Annotated in this window: 22 protein-coding genes; 7 read left to right on the forward strand and 15 right to left on the reverse strand. The window is 72.1% G+C overall.

Features of this window, described 5'->3' with window-relative positions; genetic code table 11:
- Positions 1-11: 11 nt before the first annotated feature.
- Positions 12-1019, forward strand: coding sequence for a GNAT family N-acetyltransferase (locus tag ACN28F_RS31930; RefSeq protein WP_289206146.1), 1008 nt, complete (start codon positions 12-14; stop codon positions 1017-1019).
- A gap of 1565 nt (positions 1020-2584) precedes the next feature.
- Here ACN28F_RS31930 and ACN28F_RS31935 read toward each other — a convergent pair.
- Positions 2585-2746, reverse strand: a complete 162-nt coding sequence (locus ACN28F_RS31935) for a hypothetical protein (RefSeq protein ID WP_421361161.1) — start codon at positions 2744-2746, stop codon at positions 2585-2587.
- Between the two features lie 156 nt (positions 2747-2902).
- Here ACN28F_RS31935 and ACN28F_RS31940 point away from each other — a divergent pair, with 156 nt between their 5' ends.
- Complete coding sequence (locus ACN28F_RS31940; RefSeq protein WP_289206147.1) at positions 2903-3346, forward strand: DUF1707 SHOCT-like domain-containing protein; 444 nt, start codon at positions 2903-2905, stop codon at positions 3344-3346.
- 115 nt (positions 3347-3461) lie between these two features.
- The gene (locus ACN28F_RS31945) at positions 3462-3812 is read left to right on the forward strand and encodes a hypothetical protein (RefSeq protein WP_289206148.1); all 351 of its coding nucleotides are present in this window, start codon (positions 3462-3464) and stop codon (positions 3810-3812) included.
- 821 nt (positions 3813-4633) lie between these two features.
- Here ACN28F_RS31945 and ACN28F_RS31950 read toward each other — a convergent pair.
- The 5 genes from ACN28F_RS31950 to ACN28F_RS31970 form a co-directional block, all read right to left on the reverse strand.
- On the reverse strand, positions 4634-4789 hold the full coding sequence (locus tag ACN28F_RS31950; protein WP_289206149.1) for a DUF6131 family protein: 156 nt from the start codon (positions 4787-4789) through the stop codon (positions 4634-4636).
- A 299-nt stretch (positions 4790-5088) separates the two neighbouring features.
- Complete coding sequence (locus ACN28F_RS31955) at positions 5089-5673, reverse strand: TetR/AcrR family transcriptional regulator (RefSeq protein WP_421361164.1); 585 nt, start codon at positions 5671-5673, stop codon at positions 5089-5091.
- A 214-nt stretch (positions 5674-5887) separates the two neighbouring features.
- Positions 5888-6130: a helix-turn-helix domain-containing protein gene (locus ACN28F_RS31960; RefSeq protein ID WP_421361166.1), complete on the reverse strand. Its 243-nt coding sequence runs from the start codon at positions 6128-6130 to the stop codon at positions 5888-5890.
- A 122-nt stretch (positions 6131-6252) separates the two neighbouring features.
- Positions 6253-7551 carry a hypothetical protein gene (locus tag ACN28F_RS31965; protein WP_289206152.1) on the reverse strand — a complete coding sequence of 433 codons (1299 nt, stop codon included), beginning with the start codon at positions 7549-7551 and terminating at the stop codon, positions 6253-6255.
- Between the two features lie 135 nt (positions 7552-7686).
- A complete protein-coding gene (locus ACN28F_RS31970; protein ID WP_289206153.1) occupies positions 7687-8457 on the reverse strand; it encodes a zf-HC2 domain-containing protein in 771 nt (256 codons plus the stop codon).
- A gap of 118 nt (positions 8458-8575) precedes the next feature.
- Between ACN28F_RS31970 and ACN28F_RS31975 the strand changes: the two genes are divergently transcribed.
- The gene (locus ACN28F_RS31975; protein WP_421361168.1) at positions 8576-9163 is read left to right on the forward strand and encodes a sigma-70 family RNA polymerase sigma factor; all 588 of its coding nucleotides are present in this window, start codon (positions 8576-8578) and stop codon (positions 9161-9163) included.
- Positions 9164-9194: 31 nt separating this feature from the next.
- Here ACN28F_RS31975 and ACN28F_RS31980 read toward each other — a convergent pair whose 3' ends face one another.
- The 5 genes from ACN28F_RS31980 to ACN28F_RS32000 form a co-directional block, all read right to left on the reverse strand.
- The gene (locus ACN28F_RS31980; protein ID WP_289206155.1) at positions 9195-9824 is read right to left on the reverse strand and encodes an MBL fold metallo-hydrolase; all 630 of its coding nucleotides are present in this window, start codon (positions 9822-9824) and stop codon (positions 9195-9197) included.
- Entirely contained in the window at positions 9824-10909 is a 1086-nt protein-coding gene (locus tag ACN28F_RS31985) for an S-(hydroxymethyl)mycothiol dehydrogenase (RefSeq protein ID WP_421361170.1), read from the reverse strand. The genes ACN28F_RS31980 and ACN28F_RS31985 overlap by 1 nt, the downstream gene beginning before the upstream one ends.
- Before the next feature lie 162 nt (positions 10910-11071).
- The gene (locus ACN28F_RS31990) at positions 11072-12262 is read right to left on the reverse strand and encodes an osmoprotectant NAGGN system M42 family peptidase (RefSeq protein WP_282227292.1); all 1191 of its coding nucleotides are present in this window, start codon (positions 12260-12262) and stop codon (positions 11072-11074) included.
- 22 nt (positions 12263-12284) lie between these two features.
- Positions 12285-14132, reverse strand: a complete 1848-nt coding sequence (gene ngg / locus ACN28F_RS31995; protein ID WP_289206157.1) for an N-acetylglutaminylglutamine synthetase — start codon at positions 14130-14132, stop codon at positions 12285-12287.
- The gene (locus tag ACN28F_RS32000; protein WP_289206158.1) at positions 14119-15903 is read right to left on the reverse strand and encodes an N-acetylglutaminylglutamine amidotransferase; all 1785 of its coding nucleotides are present in this window, start codon (positions 15901-15903) and stop codon (positions 14119-14121) included. Before ACN28F_RS32000 ends, ngg begins: the two co-directional genes overlap by 14 nt.
- A 334-nt stretch (positions 15904-16237) precedes the next feature.
- On the opposite strand from ACN28F_RS32000, the gene ACN28F_RS32005 reads away from it, so the two are divergent.
- Positions 16238-16786: a hypothetical protein gene (locus ACN28F_RS32005; protein ID WP_289206159.1), complete on the forward strand. Its 549-nt coding sequence runs from the start codon at positions 16238-16240 to the stop codon at positions 16784-16786.
- Positions 16787-16820: 34 nt separating this feature from the next.
- Here the strand turns inward: ACN28F_RS32005 and ACN28F_RS32010 are convergent, their stop codons facing one another.
- The 3 genes from ACN28F_RS32010 to ACN28F_RS32020 all read right to left on the reverse strand — a co-directional run bounded on the left by ACN28F_RS32010 (position 16821) and on the right by ACN28F_RS32020 (position 18313).
- Positions 16821-17168: an STAS domain-containing protein gene (locus tag ACN28F_RS32010; protein WP_289206160.1), complete on the reverse strand. Its 348-nt coding sequence runs from the start codon at positions 17166-17168 to the stop codon at positions 16821-16823.
- A gap of 194 nt (positions 17169-17362) precedes the next feature.
- Entirely contained in the window at positions 17363-17524 is a 162-nt protein-coding gene (locus ACN28F_RS32015; RefSeq protein WP_289206161.1) for a hypothetical protein, read from the reverse strand.
- A 126-nt stretch (positions 17525-17650) separates the two neighbouring features.
- The gene (locus tag ACN28F_RS32020) at positions 17651-18313 is read right to left on the reverse strand and encodes a DUF4142 domain-containing protein (protein ID WP_421361174.1); all 663 of its coding nucleotides are present in this window, start codon (positions 18311-18313) and stop codon (positions 17651-17653) included.
- 198 nt (positions 18314-18511) lie between these two features.
- On the opposite strand from ACN28F_RS32020, the gene ACN28F_RS32025 reads away from it, so the two are divergent.
- Positions 18512-19018, forward strand: a complete 507-nt coding sequence (locus ACN28F_RS32025; RefSeq protein ID WP_289206163.1) for an MSMEG_6728 family protein — start codon at positions 18512-18514, stop codon at positions 19016-19018.
- A gap of 88 nt (positions 19019-19106) precedes the next feature.
- Positions 19107-19922: a DUF1775 domain-containing protein gene (locus ACN28F_RS32030; RefSeq protein ID WP_421361176.1), complete on the forward strand. Its 816-nt coding sequence runs from the start codon at positions 19107-19109 to the stop codon at positions 19920-19922.
- Positions 19923-19944: 22 nt separating this feature from the next.
- Here ACN28F_RS32030 and ACN28F_RS32035 read toward each other — a convergent pair whose 3' ends face one another.
- Positions 19945-21603: a copper resistance CopC/CopD family protein gene (locus ACN28F_RS32035; protein ID WP_289206165.1), complete on the reverse strand. Its 1659-nt coding sequence runs from the start codon at positions 21601-21603 to the stop codon at positions 19945-19947.
- Positions 21604-21649 lie beyond the last annotated feature (46 nt).

A 21649-nucleotide genomic window follows, 5' to 3' on the forward strand; every position in this document is an offset into this window, starting at 1 on the left:
ACAATCGGTCGGTGTCCACCACCACCGACGCTCCGACCCTGCCGGCGGGCTACGTAGCACGTCCGCCAACGGCTGCCGACGCCCCCGAGATATTCGCCCTGATCGCGGCCTGCAACTCGGCGGTCGTCGGCCGGCCCGACTACACTCTCGCCGAGGTGGCAGACGAGCTGGCCGAGCCCGACTTCGACCCGGCACGCGACGGCTGGCTGGTCCACGACCAGCAGGGCCGCCTCGTCGGCTGGGGCTGGTCGTGCCGCAAGGGCGACAGCGACACGGTCGACATCGACGCCTACCACGTCCCGCACGAGCCGCAGGTGGGGCAGTGGCTGTGGCACCGGGCGCAGCACCGGGCCGTCGCCATCGCCGCCGAGCGCGGTCACCGCCGCGCCGTGCTCGACGTCGGGTGCTACCGCGAGGACACCGCGACGGCCGCCCGGCTCGCCGGCTACGGGTTCGGCGTCGCCACGGTGTTCAACCGGCTGTTCATCGCCCACGACCCGACGAACGTCCCTGCGCTGCCGCCGCCCGGCGACGGGGTACGCATCCGCGACATGGCGACCGATCCCGGGTCCCGCCGCGACGCGTGGACAGTGCACCAGGCGGCGTTCGCCGACCACTTCGGCTTCGCCGCCAAGAGCTACACCGACTGGACCGCCCATCTCGAGTCGCAGAGCAGCCACGACTGGAGCCTCGGCGAGGTCGCCTACCTCGGCCCGACCCCGGTCGCGATGGTGCTGCGCTCACATGCCTTCGTCGCCGACGAGCGCAGCGGCTACGTCTGGCTGCTCGCCGTGCATCCGCACTGGCAGGGCCGCGGCCTCGGTCGGCTGCTGCTGCGCCGGGCGCTCGCCGCCGACGCCCACGCCGGCCGGCGGGGCACCTTCCTGCACGTCGACACCGATCCGCGCCGGCCGGCGCTCGGGCTGTACCTCGCCGAAGGGATGCGACCGGTCCAGGTGATCGACGCCTGGCGGCGGATCGTCGCGCTGCCCGGCGAGGTCGGCGGCGGTACGGCGTAGCACCTCGTCGACCAGTGGGCCGTCGACCGCCGTCAACGACGCCGTCATCGTCACCACCACCAGGGTCCTGTCCACCTGGGCCACCCCCAGGGCCGTCGTCTCGGTGACCCGTCCCGATCCCTGGCCGAGGGTCTGGACCAGGTCCAACCGCCAGGCGCGGTCACCGGCCATCGGAGCCGCCCGGGTGAACGCCTGGACCCGTAGTCCCGCGCCGTGGTCGGTGAAGTCCCGGCACGCCGCACCGGCCCGGTCCGCCGCGGCGAACACCAGGTCGACCGGCCGCCGGTAGGACACCACATCGATCTGCAGGGTGACCCGACCGAGCCCGCCCGCGTGCGGCGTACCGGGTGCGGCGTACCGGGCGACAGCATGACCGGTCCGGTGTGCGGCCAACCGGCGCAGGTAGCTGTCGATGACCGAGGGATGACAGCGGCCGGCCGCGATCGGCCCGGCGGACGCCGGCGGTAGCGGCTCGGCCCGCCACACCGGGTCGAGCACCTCCTCGATCGCCCGGGCGGCCCGGTTCGCCGTGTCGGTGTCGATCTGTGCGACCGTGCCGTCGACCCGGCCGGGTCGCGGGGCCCGCGCCGACGGCACGGCGCCCACCTGAGGTGGAGCGCTGCGCCCACCCGGGGCCGTGGCGGCGACCGCACCCGGCCGCTGCGCCGCGCCGTCCGGCGTCGGTGCCAGCGCCGGCGCCGACGGATCCGGCGCGATCACCGGGGCGGCGACGAGGAACGCCACCGCGCCGACGGAGAGGCCGGCCAGCAGCCCGACGGCGGGGCCGAGCCGGCGGACCGGTCGTCGGTGCGCCGGCCCGGCGGCGTCACGGGTCGCCGCGAACGCGGCCAGTACCGCGCCAGCAGCCACCACGGCCAGCGTCGCCGGCACCGTACGTGTGCCCGACGGCACCAGATGCCAGCCGATCGTCGCCAGCACCGTGGCGCCGCCAACGGCGACCACCCCGGTGGCCGCCGCGGTGACACCGGCGTGTCCCCGAACGGTCCCGCCGAGTCCCCGGGTGACGACGGTGACCACGAGTGCCAGGGCCACCAGCCGTAGCTGGTCGGCCGACGACCCGCCGAGTCCGGCACCGGACCCGAGCGCAGCACCGGACCCGAGCGTGGCGGCGACCGGGACGCCGGCGGCCGACCCGATGGCCGCCACGGCGACCAGCCATGGCCAGCCGCGCAGGGCGCAGGACCGCGCGGTGCGCCCGTCGGCGATCCGGTCGAGTTCGCTGCGGACCACCGGGTCGAACTCGGCCGGGCACAGCGGGGTCGCGGCGAGTACCGCCGGCAACACCACGGTGTCCGGTCGGCCCGGCCCGCCGTGACCGGCCACGCGGAGTCCGCCGACCCGCAGCCGCGCCCACCGGGTACGGGTGCCGCCGTGCTGCCGGCACAGCTCCCGGAAGCGGGCCTCGACCAGCGGATGTGCCGGCCGGTAGCGGGCGATCCGCCGTTCGTCGGCGAGCGCGACCAGCAGCGCGCCACCGAGGCAGAGGCCCATGGTCACCAGCGCCGCAGCGATCATCAGCAGACCGACCGGGCGGGTCGCCGGGGTCAGACAGTCCGGGACCGCCGCCGGCCGACCCGGGCAGTGTGGTACGCCAAGGCGATCGGGCGGTACGCCAGCGCCTGGGCCGCACCGACGGTGGCACCCACGGCGGCCACGGCGGCCACGACGATCACCAGCGGCCACGGTCCGCTGCCACTACGTACCATGCGAGACCCCTTCGCGGACTACTCTAAGTGGTCTTACGAATGCTCTCCGTTAGACATCATGAGGTACGCGGTCTGGTGGATCCAGTCCCGGCAAGCGTCTGAACTGCACTGACGTGCATGAGGTACGGTGCCGGCAAGGGCTCGGGGAGGCGCAGCATGACGCAACGAGTAGGTGACACGCACCGCAACCAGGTCACCGGGCTGCTCACCGAGGCGGTCGGCGAAGGCTACCTCGATCTGGTCGAGTACGAACGGCGGCTGGTCGAGGTGACCGGTGCCCGGACCGCCGCCGACCTCGCCGCCCAACTCGCGGATCTTCCACCGAAGTTCCGCTGGGATCCCCGCACACCCGCGGTGACCGGTGCGGACCGTGCCGTCGCCACCCGTACCACGGTCGCCCTGGTGACGGCCATCGCCGCGTTGCCGCTCACCGCCTGCTACGGCGCGGGTGCCCTGCCGGCCGCCGTGGCGGTACTGCTCGCCCGATCCGGGCGGCACCAGCCGGATCAGCGGGCCAAGGCGGTGGCGGCGACGGTGCTCGGGCTGACCGGCGTCGCACTCGCGGTGGCCGTCGTCGTCGTGTTGGTCGTCGTCGGCTGACCCGGACGGCTCCGCTGCGGCGCCAGCGCCGATCAGCCGGACGGCTCTCCCCGGAAAGTGCCAGCTTGGCCCGCGCCGAGTCCACGATCCGGCGCGGTCGGTCACCGTCGTCGACATGCGCCAGCCACGAACGGTCCTGCGGGTCGTCCTCGTCCTGTCGACGCTGCTGGGCCTCACCGCCTGTGCCACGACGAGCGCGAGGTGCCGCGACGACCGGTGCACGGTGGCGGTGAAGACCACCGCCACGGCCAGTGTCGAGATTCTCGACCACCAGCTCACCTTCGACGACCTGGTGGACGGCTCCGTGACGGTGGTCTACGCCGGTGCGCCGTACCGCGTCGGGGTCGGACAGACCGCCGTGGTGGGTCCGCTGTCGGTGACCGTACTGTCGGCCACGCCGGGCCGTGCGAAGTTGTCGGTCAGCGTTGAATCCACAGTCGCAGATCCTGGGGCTCCAGACAGGTGACGACGGCTTCGTGCAGCAACATGCTGGCGGCACGGGCGAGTAGCAGGTCAAACTGGCTGGTAGGCCCGTCGCCCAGTCGTAACCGGACGATTCCCCGGCGCCGGTCGACGGCGCATCGTAGCGGTAGTTCGTGGGGGCGTCCGCCGGCACCTCGGACGAACACCCGTAGCTCCACGACGTGCTCGGTGCCTCTGGCCTGGGCCGCGGCTGGAGGCCGCGGCCCAGGCCCGGTGGTGCCGGTGCCAGCCGGTTGTCGCTGCGGTCGGGGCGGTGCGGGGGGTGGTCCTGCGCGGGGAACTGGTCGCGGTGCCCGGACGGACCGGTGCGGTGTTGGTGGCTCCGGTGGTGGTGCCGCGCCGGCACGCGGGGCAAGTTCCGGTCTACCCAGGAGTACGGTGTCCACCCCGGTGCCTTCGGATCCGGTGACGCGGTACCGGATGGTGACGGCCGTGGGGGAGTGGGCCAGCACCACGCCGGTGCGCCAGGCCCCGGACCGGTGGATCCAGATCTGATCGCCTGGTTGGTAGGGCGGGGTCTCCGTACGTGTCTGCTCGAACGAGCGTGAGCTGCTTGCCATCGGCGCTCACCGCCGGACCGTACGCATTATTCGTGATTTGCCTTTGGTCGGGGGTGGATGGTGCCTGCCGTCAGCCGACGATACTTGTCCGGCGCCGACGGCGGCGACCGTCGATGCCAGGTGCTCATTCGGATATTGCGGACCTGACGCTGCTGTCCAGTGCTCGAAATGGCAGTTCCGCCATGTTTTCGGGGTACCGACGACGGTCGTCGTCGGTACCCCGAAAACATGGCGGTGGACGCCGTCACCAGTAGTGTTTGCGCCCGCCGACCGGCCGACCGACGGCACCGAGGATGTAGAGGACCGCACCGACCAGCAGCAGGATGATGCCGAGCGTGTAGAGGATGGAAATGTTCAGCACCAGGCCGAGGACCAGCAGAATCAGGCCGAGCAAGAGCATCGAGGGCTCCGTTTCTCACCGGGGTTCGGGGACGGCGTCTGATACCCGGGGCACCGGGGTCCTCAAACGCCCCCGGTGCTGCTGCCGCCCGGCGGCAGCAGCACCCTGAGGGCGACCAGCAAACCAGCCTCCTAGGATGCGCTATACAGTGTGACAGCGCCGCTCGTACGTCCACGAACTACCATCATCGCAATCCGTCTTATGTAGACAACGAGAGAAGGTGCCGCAACCAGTCGGAGCCGGGCCGGTCAACCGCCTCGGTCAACCGCGCCTGCTGTCTGGCGGGCGGGGGTCGCGGATCAGCCGCGAGTGGCGATACCGTCGAGGAAGATCTTGGTGCAGTCGTCGATCAGACGGTTCACCGAGGATCGGCCGCCGGGCTTGAACCACCGTACGGTGAGCCAGATGGCGTCCCGGGTGAGCCGGTAGAACGTTCGGGCGTCGACGTCGGAGCGCAGTGTGCCGTCCCGGCGCCCGGCCTCGATCACCGTCAGCCACACGTCCTCGACCTCGCGGGAGACTCCCTTGAGGTAACTGAACCGGGACAGGGTCCGGAGATAGTTCGCGTCGTTCTGGTAGATCTCGGTCGCGTGTGGGTTGGCCGCCGCGCACTCCAGGGATGATCTGATCAGCTCACGCAGTTGCTGGGCCGGGGGAGTGGGGGCGTTCAGTACCTGCTGGTACCGGCTGCGGAGGTCGGCGAGATAGGACGAGATGATTTCGTCCACCATCGCCTCCTTGGATTCGAAGTGGTGGTAGAGGCTGCCGGACAGGATCCCGACCTCATCGGCGATTTCGCGGACCGTGGTGCCGGCCACTCCGCGGCTGGCGAACAGCGCTCCGGCGCGGTGGAGAATGTGGTCTCGGCGGCTGCGGGAAGTCAACCTTGTCTCCCAGATACGGTGTCGAACGATCGGACATTTGCTTGGCACCCTTCCGCGACGGGCGGTCAGCGTGACGCGTCGCCGGATCCGGCGGTCGACCATCTGACCTTCTGACCTATGTGACCGGTGACCATGGGTGGTCTGTCGAGGGGCGGAGGAGGTACGCCGCCAGTGTAGGACCCGGTCCGTCCACCTTCTCCGGGTGTGCTGCTAATCAGTCCAGTGTGCTGCGTCGTGTCCTCGGGGCGCTGTCCGGGCGCTCAGCCGTCTCAGCGGTTGGGGTGACGTGGTTGCCGCCGCGTCGGCGTACCGTCACGCCGGAGTAGTGCAGTCTGCGGTGTACGTAGCTGTAGGAGACGCCGAGGTCCGCGGCGATCCGCCGGATCGGTGCCCCGGCGAGATACCGGGCGACGATCTGATCGGTGCTCGGACGATCTGCTGGCGGGCTGGCCGGCATGGCTGCTCCCTGCGTCACGGCGACGGGAGTCGCCGCCGGTTGCAGGTGTGTCGCGCTCCCCGACCAGCTGGTTGACCTGCCGGCGCTGTCGGATCAACGGCAAACGGCCCGGTGCCGGCAGGTCAGCCGACGCTGACGCGGCTGGTCGCGCCGGTCGAGTGGTCGTACCGGAAGACGTCCCGGGCGGCGTTGGTGTCACCAGGGACCAGGTTGGTGGCGTCGGAGCCGAACAGGACGAACCGGCCGTTGCCGCTGAGCAGGGCGGTACGCGAGGCGCCGTTGGCGGGGGTCCCGTCGGCCCCTGCGCTGACCAGCCAGGTCCGGCCGGCTTCGCGGTCGCGCAGGTAGACCTGTCCGATGACGTCGTCGGGCCCGGGTCCACCGGTCAGGTTCGTCGACGTCGACTCGAAGGCGACGTAACGCCCGGTCGCACTGAGGTGGCCCGCGCCGGCGCCACGGTCGGCCTCGCCGCCGCCGTCGGCCAGGCTCACCCGTACGGTGCGGCCGGCCGCAGGGTTGTGGACGAACAGGTCCGCCGCGTCGTTGGTGTCCGCTCTGACGAGGTTGGCGGCGGTCGACTGGAACAGCACGAACTGGCCACCGCGGCTGATCGCCTGGGCGAAGGTGGTCGCGTCGGCGGCGTCGCCGACGGTGCTGGTGCCCACCGGGGTGGTCCCGCCGGTGACGACGTCGTGCAGGTAGGTGATCCACCTGCCGTCACCGGTGCGCAGGTCGTAGCCGACGAACAGGCCGTCCGGGCTGGCGACCGGGGTCCAGCCGGGAGCCAGTGAGTCGGCGGGAATCGCGGTGATCATGCGGGTGGTGGCCTCGGTCCGGTCACGGACGTACAGGTGACGTGCGCCGGTGGCGGTGCCGCCGGACACCAGGTTGGTGGCGGTCGACTGGAAGACGACGTACCGACCGTCGGCGCTCACCCCGACCGCGGTCGACCACCCGTCAGCGGCGGTGCCGTCGGCGGCGACACTGATCAGGTCGGTCGCCTGCAGGTGCAGATCGCGCAGGTAGACGTCGGTGGTGCCGGCACCGTCGCCGACAGCGAGGTCGTCGGCGGCGCTGGCAAAGACGGCGTAGCGGCCGGACAGGCTCAGTTGCGCGGGGCCGGTCACCGCCGCCGTCGGGACCTCGCCGGTGGCGGTCACGTCGACCAGGCTGGTCACCGCTTGGTCCAGGTCCCGTACGAACAGGTGCCACTGGGCGGTGCCGTCGCTGGCGACCAGGTTCGCGGCGGTGGAGGTGAACAGGGCGTAGCGGCCGTCCGCGCTGATTCCGGCCGGTGTGGAGTGTCCGTCGGCCTGGATGCCGCCGCCGGGCGCGGCGTCGGCAGGAGCGGCGGACACGAGTACGCACACGATGCTGGACAGCAGTCCCGCCGTCAGTCGTCGGGGGGCTGGCAGTGCCATATGTACTCCGCAAGGGGACGTGAGGTGAGCGGGCCGGCTGGCGACGCCCGCGCGGCAAGCTACCCTAAGTCATCTATCGGATTCTGTCTGTTGCCTGACAGCTGTCCGGGTTGTGGGGATCGGCACCGGACCGGATCAGGCGGCGCGGTCGCGCTGTCGGTCCGGCCGGACCGACAGCGAGGCGTCGCCGACCAGCCGCAGCGGCACCCGCTGGCTGGCTGCGGGCGTCTCGTCGTCGAGGTGCACCCGCCACCGGGACCGCCCCCGTGGCGTACCGTGCACCGGCGTGTCGGGGTCGCGTCCGAGCCGGCCGAGCGTGAGCAGCAGCAGATAGCCCATGACCACCAGGCCGTGGCTGAGCAGCCGGGGGTAGTCGACCCGGCCGGTGATCGCGTCGTTGACCGACAGCAGTGCCAGCACCGCGACGAACGCGGTCAGGGTGGGCAGGATCCCCGCCGGCCGGGTCCGCCGCAGCGCGATCCAGGCGAACCCGGCACCCAGCGCGACGTTCCAGGCCGCCGACTCGTGCCACAGGTGGTTCGGCGCGGTCCCACCGACCGCGTCTGGTACGTGCAGGTGGCCGTCGGCGACCCCACCGATTTGGGCCGCGCCGAGCAGGAACTGGGCGACACCGAGAAGTCCCAGGGCGTACCGCAGGACGAGGGTGAGGTGGTCAGCGGTCAGCCGCCGGGGCGTCGGCAACGCCGCCAGGACTGCGTCGTCGACCACGCCGAGCGGCAGCGGTCCGGTACGGCGGGCGAGGACCGTCACCTCGCTGGCGTCGGCGTACCAGGTCCGGCACTGCGGGCAGCCGGCCAGGTGGCCCTGGGCCGCTGCCGTCTCCGCCTGGTCGGCCTCCCCGTCGAGTTCAGCCGACAGCAACTCTCGATAGTCCGCGCACCCCACATGTCAATAGTCGGCCCACCGGCCGGGACGGTTCCCGGCGGGGTCAGGTTTCCGCCCGCCGACAGGTCCCGGCGAGGCGGTCTGTCGCCGACGGTGCGGTGCGGATACCCTTGCGGTCATGCCGCACGCCGGATCGGACGACGACCAGGTGACCAGGTGGGCTCTTGCCGCCCGCGACGGGGACCAGGCCGCAGCCACCGCGTTCATCCGTGCCACCCAGCCGCACGTGCAGCGGTTCCTCGCCCACCTGGCCGGCAGCGGCGACGCCGAGGACCTCACCCAGGAGACCTACCTGCGGGCGATGCGGTCGTTGCCGAGGTTCGCCGCCCGGTCGACCGCGCGGACCTGGCTGCTGTCGATCGCCCGCCGGGTCGCGGTCGACCACGTCCGGTCGGCGATGGCCCGGCCGAGGGTCGCCGACCTCGACGACTGGCAGGCGGTCGCGGAGAGCACCACTGCCGGGCGCGGCGCACGCTTCGAGGACGCCGTCGTTCTCGAGCAGTTGCTCGCCACCCTGGAGGTGGACCGTCGGGAGGCGTTCGTGGCCACCCAGGTGCTCGGGCTGAGCTACGCGGAGGCCGCCGAGGTGTGCGACTGCCCGGTCGGCACCATTCGGTCGCGGGTCGCCCGGGCCCGGGAGGACCTGGTCGCGGCGATGGCCGCACCGGGCCGCGGCGACCGGCGGCACCTACGGGCGATCAGCTGACCGCTCACAGGTGCGTCGCCGGTGGTGCCGGTCAGTGCCCGCGGGCGAGCCATTCGTCGAGCTGGGGTGCCTCGGCCCCGATCGTGGTGCTGTCGCCGTGCCCGGTGTGCACCACCGTTGCGGCGGGCAGCCCGAGCAGCCGATCCTGGATCGACGTGACGATGGTGCCGAAATCGCTGTAGGAGCGGCCGGTGGCACCGGGTCCGCCGGCGAACAGGGTGTCCCCGGTGAAGACCACGCCGAGGTCGGCGGCGTACAGGCAGCAGGCCCCGGGACTGTGCCCCGGGGTGTGCAGCACCTGCAGGACGGTGCCGGCGACGGCGATGAGCTGACCGTCGGCCAGTTCACCGTCCGGCGCGCGGCCCGGGTGGACCTGGTCCCACAGCACCCGGTCGGCGGGGTGCAGCAGCACCGGCGCGCCGGTGACGTCGGCCAGCGCCGGCGCCTTCCGAACGTGGTCGTCGTGGGCGTGCGTGGCGATGATCGCTGCGACGGTGCGGTCGCCGATCACGGTACGGATCGCGTCGACGTCGTGTGGCGCGTCCAGGACGACGCATTCGGTGTCGTCGCCGATCACCCAGACGTTGTTGTCGACGTCGAAGGTCTGCCCGTCGAGGCTGAACGTCCCCGAGGTGACGGTGTGGTCGATCCGGGCCGGCATCAGAAGATCACCACCGAGCGCAGCACGTCACCGTGGTGCATCTTGGTGAACGCCTCCTCCACCTGGTCGAGGGAGATCTCCTCGGTGACGAAGGCGTCCAGGCCCAGCCGCCCCTGCCGGTACAGCTCGGTGAGCATCGGGAAGTCACGCGAGGGCAGGCAGTCGCCGTACCAGCTGGACTTGAGCGCGCCGCCGCGACCGAACACGTCCAGCAGCGGTAGCTCGACGCGCATCTGCGGGGTGGGCACACCCACCAGGACGACGGTCCCGGCCAGGTCACGGGCGTAGAATGCCTGTTTCCAGGTTTCCGGTCGCCCGACGGCGTCGATGACGACGTCGGCACCGTGTCCGCCGGTCAGCGCCTGGATCCGGGCGACCACGTCCTCGGTGCGGGCGTCGACGGTGTGGGTGGCGCCGAAGCCGCGCGCCCAGTCCAGTTTGCGGGGGTCGGTGTCGACGGCGACGATCGTCGTCGCGCCGGCGAGCGCGGCACCGGCGATGGCGCCGTCGCCGACCCCGCCGCAGCCGATCACCGCGACCGAGTCGCCCCGGTCGACGCCGCCGGTGTTGATCGCCGCGCCGAGGCCGGCCATCACCCCGCAGCCGAGCAGCCCGACGGCGGCCGGCCGGGCTGCGGGGTCGACTTTGGTGCACTGGCCCGCGTGGACCAGCGTCTTCTCGGCGAACGCGCCGATGCCCAGCGCGGGGGACAGGACCGTGCCGTCGGTGAGGGTCATCTTCCGGGTCGCGTTGTGGGTGGCGAAGCAGTACCAGGGCCGGCCCCGTAGGCAGGCCCGGCAGGTGCCGCAGACCGCCCGCCAGTTGAGCACCACGAAGTCGCCGGGGGCCACGTCGGTGACTCCGTCGCCGACCTGTTCAATCACGCCGGCCGCCTCGTGGCCGAGTAGGAACGGGTAGTCGTCGCTGATGCCGCCCTCGCGGTAGTGCAGGTCCGTGTGGCAGACCCCGCACGCCTGGATCCGTACCACCGCCTCACCCGGTCCGGGATCGGGAACGACGATCGTGGCGACCTCGACCGGGATGCCGGTGCTCCGGGAGATCACCCCCCGTACCTGCTGGCCCATCGGAATCCTCCTGGAACATCGTCGTAACCCAGGTGTCGAACCTACCGCCGCCCGGGCCGGTGCGGAACCGGGTCGGGCGGTTCGTTGGCGGCAGGGGGTCCGCTGGTCGACGAGCGGGCGGCGGCCGCCTCGCCGGCCTCGACCGCCCCGCCGCTGACCGCCTCACACCACGCCGATCGGCCCTTCCCGGGGCCCTGCCTCCTGGGCCGGCTGTACCGCCAGCGAGGGGAAGTCCGCCAGATCGCCGTCGGGCTCGGCGTCCCACTCGGGGAACACCAGCTCGCTCTGCAGGTACAGGCAGAGCAGTTGGGTGAGATGCCGCAGCCCGTCCAGGTGGGTGCGTTCGTGACCGTGGGTGGCGTCCACCCCGAAGCCCAGCAGCGCGACACGGGCGTGCGCGCCGGCCTCCACCGCCGCCGCCACGTCGGAGCGGTAGTAGTCGAACACGTCACGAACGAGGTCGACGTCGTGTTCGGCGGCGAGCCCGGCCAGCTTGCGGGTCAGGTGGTAGTCGAACGGGCCGACGCCGTCACCCATCGCCAGGGTCGCGGCGTCCTCGCGGGACTGCTGCCCCGGGGCGACGACCGCCGCGTCGACCGAGACGATCTCAGCCACGTCGGGGTCGAGACCGTGGCTGGCCCCGTGGCCGACCTCCTCGGTGCAGGTGATCAGCAGGTGTGCGGTCACCGGTGGCTGCCGGCCGGCGTCGACCATCGCCTTCACGGCCGTCAGTACCGACGCGACGCCGGCCTTGTCGTCGAGGTGCCGGGACTTGACGTACCCGCTCGGGGTGATCGTCGGCACCGGCAGGATCGCGGCGAAGTCGCCGACGTCGATGCCGAGGGCCCGCAGCCCGGCGATGTCGTCGACCGGTTCGTCGATGCGGACCTCGACCTGCTCCCAGCCGACGCCCTGCAGGTCGACACCCTCGTTGTAGCGGTGCCCACTGGCCTTCAACGGCAGCACCTGACCGGTGATCACCCGGTCCAGTTCGTCGGTGAAGATCCGCACGTGGGCGCCTTCGGCGAAGCGGGCGCTGTGGGTGCCGATCTGCTTGAGCTCGAGCCGGCCGTTTTCCTTGAGCCGTTTGACCATTCCGCCGATGGTGTCGGTGTGCACCACGATGGCCCGGTCCGCGCCGGTGGTGCGCGGACCGCACAGCGAGGCGCTGAGCGCGCCGCGCCGGGTGACGGTGAACGGGATACCCAACGCGGACAGCCGCTCCCCGACGTACTGCTGCACATGATCGGTGCGGCCGGACGGGCTCGGGATGTCCAGCAACTCGAGCAGCACCTGCTGCAGGTAGTCCAGGTCGAGTTTCAGTGGGGCGGGGGCGTTCGGGTCGGCCGGCATGCCAAGACCGTACCGTCGCCGATCACGGCGTCGCCGCCGCCCCGCCGGGCCCGGCCGGCGACCATCTGCGCTGCGGTGCGCTGGTGCCGGGGAACAGCAGGTCGATGAAGCGTTCGGCGGTCGGTTGCGGCTCGTGGTTGGCCAGACCGGGGCGTTCGTTGGCCTCGATGAACACGTGATCGGGCTGATCGGGAGCGGACACCAGCAGGTCCATTCCGGTGACCGGGATGGCCAGGGCCCGGCTCGCCGCGACGCACGCCTCCGCCAGGACGGGGTGCAGCCGGTCGGTGACGTCGTGGATGGTGCCACCGGTGTGCAGGTTCGCGGTACGCCGTACGGTGAGCACCTCACCGGCTGGTAGCACGTCGTCCATGGCGTAGCCGGCCTCGGCGACCACCTCCCGGGTGAGATCGTCCAGTGGGATCTTCGACTCGCCGCCGGTGGCCGCCGCCCGCCGCCGGCTCTGCCGTCGGACGAGCTCGGCGACGGTGTGTACGCCGTCGCCGGTGACCGCGGCGGGTCGCCGGACCGCCGCCGCGACCACCTCGTGGTCGATCACCAGCACCCGCAGGTCCTCGCCCCGGTGCCGCTGCTCGATCAGCACGTCGGGGCAGTGCCGGCGGGCCAGGGCGACCGCGTCGCGTAGCGCGGCGGCGTCGGTCACGCCGACGGTGATACCGGTGCCCTGTTCGCCACGGGCGGGTTTGACCACGACCTCGCCGACCTCGGTGAGGAACGCCTCGTCGGCGGCGTCGGCGGTGGCGGTGCGACCGCGCGGTACCCGCAGCCCGGCGTCGACGAGCACCCGACGGGTCACCCGTTTGTCGTCGCACCGGCTCATCGCCACCGCCGAGGTGAGCTCGGACAGTGACTCGCGGGTGACCACGGTGCGGGCACCGTGGGTCAGTCGCAGCTCACCCCAGGGGGCGTCGATCACCTCGACCCGGATCCCGCGGCGCATCGCCTCGTCGGCGACGATCTGGGCGTACGGGTTCAGGTCGTCGTAGCCGTCGGGCATGCTGGCCAGGAACAGCCGTTCGTTGATCGGGTTCTTGCGTTTGACGCACAACGTGGGGGTGCGTTCGAAGCCGAGGCGTTCGTACAGCCGGATCGCACCGTCGTTGTCAGCCAGCACCGACAGGTCGACGTAGCGCCGGCCCCGGTCGGCGAGCCGCCCGGCCAGCTCCAGCAGCAGCGCCTGTCCGGTCCCGGGCGGCGCGTGCAGTGGGTCCACGGTCAGGCACCACAGGCTGGATCCGTTGTCCGGGTCGTCGAAGACCGCGACGTGGTCGACGCCGGTGACGGTGCCGACGAGCTGGCCGGTGACCGACTCGGCGACCAGGTGGACGAACCGGTCGGTGGCGGCGTTGTCCACCAGGGTGTCGACCGGGGCGGTCACCATCCCGTTGTGGGCGTAGATCCGGTTGACGGCGTCGGCGTCGGCGTCGTCGCGTAGCAGCCGGATCCGTAGGCCCGGCTCCGGTGCCGTCGGCGCGCTGATGCCGGTCAGGTCCAGCCGGAAGGTCAACGACGGGTCGATGAACAGCTCGTCGGGCAGCCGCGACACCAGTACGTGTGGGTCGGGCAGGTAGATGCAGATGTCACGGGATCCGGCGGCCTCGGAGCGCAGCACGTCGGCGACCTCGGCCGGGTCGTCGAAGGTCTGGCCGAACACCAGCCGGCCCCAGCCGCACTCGAGGATGACGTCGGCGCTGTCGGCGTCGGCGGGCGTCGACGCGGCTGCGGTGCCGTCGGGCGCCGGTGGGTCGCCCGCGACGATCGGGTCCCCGCCGGGGCCGATGCGTTCCCGTCGGGGTGGTGCCGGGTCACTGTCGGGTCGGGCGGTGTTCGTCTCGTCAGTCGATGCCATGACTCTGCAGCCACATCTCCAGCAGTCCGAGTTGCCACAGCTTGTTGCCGCGCAGCGGGGTCAGTTCGGCGTTGGGGTCGCGCAGCAGCCCGTCGACGTAGGCGTCGCGGAACAGGCCGCGGTGGCGGGCCGCCGGGGCGTGCAGCGCGTCGCGGACCCGGTCGAGCAGTTTGCCCTCCAGATGGGTCAGGCCCGGCACCGGGAAGTAGCCCTTCGGCCGGTCGATCACCTCCCACGGCAGCACCCGACGTCCGATGTCCTTGAGGACACCTTTGCCGCCCTGGGCGAGTTTGAGCTCCGGTGGGCAGGTGGCGGCCAGCTCGACGAACTCGTGGTCGAGGAACGGCACCCGGGCCTCGAGGCCGTGCGCCATGGTCATGTTGTCGACCCGTTTGACGGGGTCGTCGACGAGCATCACCGTGGTGTCGATCCGCAGTCCGGCGTCGACGGCCTGCTGCGCACCCGGGCGGGCCAGGTGGGCGGCGACGAACTCGCGGGCCGGGTCGCCGCCGGTGAGGTGGTCGGGGTTGAGCACCCGGGCGAGCCCGGCGGCGTCGCGGTCGAAGAACGACCGGGCGTACGTGTCGAGCGCGCTGTCGCGGCCGACCTCGGCCAACGGTGGGTACCAGTGGTAGCCGCCGAGGATCTCGTCGGCACCCTGTCCCGACTGCACCACCTTCAGGTGTTCGGCGACCACCTCGCTGAGCAGGTAGAAGGCGACGCAGTCGTGGCTGACCATCGGTTCGCTCATCGCCGCGACCGCTGCCTCCAGTGGCGGCACCAGGTCCCGTGCGGCCACCCGGATCTGGTGGTGGTCGGTGTCGAACCGCTGGGCGACCAGGTCGGAGTAGACGAACTCGTCGCCCTCGCGGCCGCCGACGGCGTCGAAGCCGATGGAGAAGGTGGCCAGGCCGCGTTGGCCCTGCTCGGCCAGGAGCGCCACCACCAGGCTGGAGTCCAGTCCACCGGAGAGCAGCACACCGACGGGTACGTCGGCGACCATCCGGCGCCGGACCGCAGTGGTCAACGAGTCGAGCAGGGCGTCCTGCCAGTCCGTCGCGGACCAGTCGGCGCGCGCCGGGTCGCGGGTGAACGGCGGGTCCCAGTAGACCCGTTCGTCGACGCGGCCGTCGGGCTGGTAGACCCGGACCGTCGCCGGCGGTAGCTTGCGGACGCCGGCGAGGATCGTCCGCGGCGGCGGTACCACGCTGTGGAAGCTCAGATAGTGGGCGAGCGCGACCGGGTCGATGCTGGTGTCGACGTCGCCGCCGGCCAGCAACGCCGGCAGGGTGCTGGCGAAGCGGACCAGGCCGGGGCGTTCGTCGACGTAGAGCGGTTTGATGCCCAGCCGGTCCCGGGCCAGCACCAGCCGGCCGGTGTCGCGTTCGGTGATCGCGACGGCGAACATCCCCACCAGGTGGTCGACGAAGTCGACGCCCCATTCGGCGTACGCCTTCACGACGACCTCGCTGTCGCCCTGGGAGAAGAAGCGGTGACCGCGCGCCTGCAGCTGTTCCCGTAGCTCACGGTAGTTGTAGATGCAGCCGTTGAAAATCGCGGTCAACCCGGCGGCGGAGTCGACGATCGGCTGGTTGCTGGCCGCCGACAGGTCAATGATCTTGAGTCTTCGATGCCCGAAGGCCACGCCGCCGTTCGACCACGATCCGCCTTCGTCGGGTCCGCGGTCACTCATCGTGGCCGCCATCCGTTCCACCGCGCCGATGTCGGCACGGGACCCGTCGCGGCGCAACTCTCCCGCAAGTCCGCACATGCGAACCCATCCTGCCAGATCAGCCACGGCTCGCCCAGTTGAGCCGGCACCGGGTACCCGGCACGGTTGGTCGCCGGGGAGCCCGGTCGTTCCGTACAGCGAGATCCCGCCCCGACCCGCGCAGTGGATCTCGCTACGCTGTCGGCGGACCCGCCCTCGGGTGACGGATCAATCAAACAGTTGGTTGCTGAACCGATCCCGGCGTTCCGCCGGACATGCGGTACGCGGTACCGTTCGGGTCTGATTTGATGAACGGTCGGCGGATACCGCCCCCGCTGTCCGGCGTGGGCTTTCCGTCCGGTTCCGGCGGGCGTCGTCCGGGGAGGGCACGAAGTTGCTGACCACGCTTGAGGGCTACCACCTGCGCGCCTCGGTACTCGGGCACTCCTGGCTCACCGCACAGCTCGAACGCCGGGGTGCCGGAACGGACCCCACCGCCCTGTTCGGCGTCGTCGAAGGCGCGTTCGTGACCGTCATCGACCAGTTGACCCGCAGCGGCTTCCAGCCCACGGAGCTGCGCTTTTTCGCCGACGCGGCGGCCCGGCTGACCGCCGGCGGACGCGAACCGGTCACCGCCGACGAGGTCGACCGCATCGTCCGGTACGAGTTCGGCGAGGCGGTCGACGTCCGCGACATCGAGGCGCGCCGCGCCGTGCCGGTCCGCCGCGCCGTGGTCGGCACCGCCGTACGCCGGTTGAAGTTCACCCTGCACGACGTGGACAACCTGCTGCGGCGCGCGGAGAACCTGGCGGCGCAGTGGGGCTTCGCCACCACCGGCTACCACCCCGGCCTGATCACCACCGGCTACCTGCTCGTAGTGGAGACCCGCTGGTCCCGCAAACGGCTGCGACACCGGCACACCCAGCTCGGGCAGGTGCTCTGACCCTCGGGCGCCGTCGTGGCGGCGCCCGAGGGACTCACCTCGGAACGGCCGGGTCGGTGACCGACGCCCCGGCGGGGAACCCGAACAGCCCGAGCAGACCGGTCGCCCACAGCTGCCGACGGGCGAACCCACTGAGGTTCTCCAGCTCGAGCCGACTGCCACTGACCGAGGCCGCCTGATGACAGGCGACCAGACTGCCGATGCCGGTCGAGTCGATGAAGCTGACCAGTTTGAGGTCGAGCACGATCCGGGCCGGCGTGGACCGGGCCAGGATCGCGGTGACCGCGTCACGGACCTCGCCCGCTGTGGCGAGATCGAGCTCGCCGTGCAACGCGAGTCGTACCGTGGGCCCCTGAAAACTCTTGGTGATGACGAAATCCACGTCGGGCCTCCGGTCGGGTGGCGACGGGTGCGGGGAGGGATACACCGGAGGACATCGGTGACCGACGCCCAGGGCGGTGTGTGAGCCGTCACGTTACGGTATGTACGTTCGTTGTGCCACCCCTGTCGCGCAGTGTGCGGACATCGCCGTCGACCGGCGCGGCCGCACGTCTCGACGGACCCCCACGGCGCGGACTACCACGGCTCGGCCGGTTCGTCGGCGAGGCCGTCGTCCGGTGCCGCGTCGCCGGTGTCGGCCGGTTCGACCGCCCCGGCGTCGTCCTCACCCGAGGTGACGTTGTCGTCGGGCCCACCCACGGTGTCCCCGCCGCCGCCCTCGTCGTCGGCGTCGCTCATCTACGTGCCCCCCCTTGTCGGTGTCTGACGCCCGGGCGGTGGGGACGTCCGCGCCCCACCGCCCGGGCGATGACCGCTCACACCCGGACCGGACCAGCCCTGTCACACCCGGACCGGCCGGTCGGTTCAGCTCTGCGCCGGGACCGGCGTACCGGGACTGTCCGTCGGTGCCGGCAGCGTCGGCTCGACCGTCGGCTGCGGCGACGGCGTTCCAGGCGCCGTCGGGCTCACGGTCGGGCTCACCCCGGGGCTCGGCGACGTCGGCAGCCCCAGCTGCGCGGCCAGGTTCTGCAGCGCCGCGTACAGCTCGTTGAGCACCGGCAGCGCCTCCTGCGCCAGGTTGACCACCCGCTCGTCGGAGCCCTGGGCGATCTCGGCGTTGGTCAGGTCGACGGCGGCGGCGTAGCCCACCAGTTGACTCTCCACGAACGCCGTGTCGAACTCGCTGGCGTCCAGGCCCTGCAGCCGCGAGATGAGGTCCTGCTGCTGCTGGGTGGGTGTGTCCGGCAGCGTCACGTCGACCTCACCGGCGACCCGGGTGACCTCCTCGTCGAGCTGCGTGTGGTCGGTGACCATCTCACCGCCGATGTCCTTCACGCCCTGGTCGGCGCCCTGCTCGTCCTGAGCCAGCTGCCCGGCTTCGATGGCGGTCAGGTTGACCTGGTGAATGGTGCGCAGGTACTCGCTGTCGGCTTCGGAGGGGGCCGCCGCGCCGGCGGTGGCCGGCAGCAGTGCGACGGCGGTCAGTCCCGCCAGCAGGCCTGCCCGGGTGAGCACGGACCTCTTCATCATGTTCCTCCTCGCTGAGGGGCTCGTCGGGGCACCGAGGTACCCGGCCGCCCCGACGACACACCCGGGGCCCCGGATGACGCCCGCCGGGCCGTCCCGGATGAGCCACACCGCTCGGCGGGTCAGCCCGGGGTTAGCCCGTACTGGGTCGGGGACACACGCGCATGCCCGCTCGCCCGGCGGGTAGCCCCTCCAGGTATGCAGACCTTCCTGCCGTATCCGGACTTCGCCGCCACGGCCGCTGTACTCGACCGTCGCCGCCTCGGCAAGCAGCGGGTCGAGGCGTTGCAGGTCCTGCGTGGTCTGACCGTGCCCGGCTACGGCTGGCGGCACCATCCGGTGGTGCTGATGTGGCGTGGCCACGAGGAGGCCCTGGTGCGGTACGGGTTGACGATCTGCCACGAGTGGACCCGCCAGGGGCACTCCGACACGGTGGCGGACACGTTGCGCCGGGAGTTGGCCGCTACCCGGGGCGTCGTCACCGTCCGCCCCCAGGCCCGGCTCGCCGCCGACGGCGACCTGCCGGACTGGCTCGGCCGGGCCGACCTGCACCTGAGTCACCGCAGCGCGTTGCTGCACAAGGACCCGCAGCACTACCGGCCGCGTTTCGGGGACCTGCCGGCGGTGCCGTACGTATGGCCTACGCGGCGTCCGTCGCCGTCGCCGATCGGGCCGTCGGGTGCAGAAATTCTCGGCGCGGATTGAACCATCCGGCCCGGGTGTGCGAACCACCTACTGGTGGATCAGGTTTCGGCGGCCGGGAGCAGCCGCCGTCGTACGGGAGGCAGGGCTGATGGTGAGTGGTCGACGCGCGGTCGGGGCGCTACGCGCGGGTGTCGTACGGGGCGGCGCCGCGCTGGTCGCCACGGCGGCCCTGGTCAGCCTGACCGGCACCGTCGCCGTGGCGGCCGACGTCGTGATGGAGCCGACCTCGGCACCCCGCGGTGCCGGGATCATGCTCTCCTTCGCACTGCCGCAGGAACGGCCGGCGGCGTACACGACGCAGGTCCAGCTGGACCTGCCGGCGGATCTGCCGATCGCCGAGGTGTACCCGATGTCCGTCGACGACTGGGCACCACGGATCACCAACCGGACGCTCGCCGAACCGCTGCCGGCCCTGCACGGCGGGATGATGACCGATGTGACCGAGAGCATCGTCTGGCAGCGGGTCGCCGCGGCACCGGTCGCGACGGACCCCGTACGCCTGTCGGTGTCGATCGGGCCGCTACCCGACGCCGACCGGGTCGACTTCACGCTCACCCAGACGTACTCCGACGGCACCGTGGTGCGTTGGGGCGGTCCGGACGGGCAACGGCCCGGCCCGGTCCTGACCTTGACCGCGGCCGACCCGGCAGCCGCCGCCGGGCACGGCGGACACTCCGGCGGTCAGCCCGGCGGCACCACCGACGCGGCGGCGGCACCACCGGTGGACCCGTCGGGCGGCGGCACCGGGTGGGCCCTGATGCTTGCCGGTCTCGCCGGCGGCACCCTGCTCGGCGCCGTCGGCGTCTGGTGGCGCGGCCGCCGGTCGACCACCGCAGCGGGCTCCGGCGACGACGCCGACCAGCTGGTCGGGCCCGGTGCCAGCGGCTGGCGGCTGACCGACTGACCGCCTGTCGGACCCCGGCGGCTCACCGCACCGGCACCGTCGTGGTCACCGTCGCCTGGTCGATGTCGGACAGCCGGATCGTGAACCGGACCTCCCAGTCACCCGGCACCGGGAAGGCGACCGACCCGGCGGCGTGGTTGTCGTCGATGGGCAGCAGCAGCGTGGTGACCGGTTCGACCCCGACCGCCGGCAACGCCGTGGTCATCGACCACTCCTCGACCGGTAGCGGCGCACCCTCGGCCGTGTACACGTAGGCGTGGACGGTGTTGTACTCGCCGAGCTGCACCGGGTAGATGTCGAACTGCAGCGTGTAGAGCGAACTGGTCAACGTCTGGGCGAAGCTGTCCTGCCCGAGGGCCTGCGCCTCGACGGCGGCGGTGCGGCCCGGGGTGGTCTGCACCAGCACGGCGCTGACCCCGAGCGCGGCGACGGCCACGGCGACCTCGATGCCGACCAACCCGCGCAGCCGGCCGGACCGGGCCGTCGGCCACCGGTTGACCAGCCGACGTGCGTACCCGGCGGTCAGCAGCAACGCCACCGTCAGGGCGACCTTCGCCAGTAGCAGCCGGCCGTAGGTGGTGTCACGCAGCGCGGTCAGGCTCGCGGTTTCCATCAGCCCCTGGACCGCGCCGGCGAGCACCAGCCAGCAGACCGCGACGGTCGCCCACCGTGACCAGACCGGCAGGATCCGGCCGAGCACCCGGGGATGGGCGTGGCGCAGCAGGACAGCGCCGAGCACGGCCAGCCCACCCACCCAGATTCCGACGGCGGCGACGTGCACGGTGTCGGCGACGACGCTGACCGCCGGCACCGGTGCGGCGACGGCATGTCCCGCCAGCGGCCAGGTGACCAGGCCGACGGCGCCCACCGCGCCCACCGCTGCGTGCCGCCGCCGACCGCCGGCACCGGCCAGCACCGGCGCGATGAGGAGAGCGACGACCGCCGTCACCGCCAGCCGGGCCAGCAACGCCAGCCCGTACCCGCTGGTCAGCACCGCCGTCAGATCGCCGACGGTGACCTGCCACAGCGCGCTCGCGGTGGCGTACGGCGCCTGGACCCACAGCCCGGCGACGCCTGCCGCCGCGATCAGCCCCAGCCCGACGCGGACCATCAGCACCGCCGGCCGCCGCCGCACCCCCGGCGGCCACAGCGCGGCGAGCAGCAGCGTCGGGCCGAGGACCAGCACCACGCCGAGGTAGCCGACGTACTTGCTGACCGCGACCGCCACGGTGACCGCCGGCTGCTGCCCGTCGGCGTCGATCTCCGGTACGGTCGCCGACGGCGCACCCACCGAGTAGGTGTACCCGCTGCCCACCGGATGGCTGTCCGCGGAGATGATCCGGTAGCTGACCAGGTAGGTGCCGAGCGGCCGGTCCGGGACCCGTACGGGGATGACGACGGTGTTGCCCTCGGCCCTCGGCGTGCCGTCGGTGATGCGTTTGCCGTCGGGCGCGAGCACCTGAAGGCGGTCGGTCACCGGCCGCACCGGTTCGCTGAAGGTCAGGACGATCTGGCGCGGTGCGCTGCCCAGCACCGACCCCGGCACCGGGTCGGCCGTCACCAGGACGGCGTGCGCGGCGGCCGGACCCGCCGGTGCGGCGAGGACCAGCAGCCCACTGACCACCAGCACTGCCAGGCCGGAGGCGCCGTGGCGCCACCAGCGGTCGACCCGTCGTCGCATCGTCCCACTTCCCACCCCAGATAGTTCGTCGCGGACGGGAGAATGG

It is taken from the genome of Solwaraspora sp. WMMA2101, assembly GCF_049179175.1.
Taxonomy (GTDB): domain Bacteria; phylum Actinomycetota; class Actinomycetes; order Mycobacteriales; family Micromonosporaceae; genus Micromonospora_E.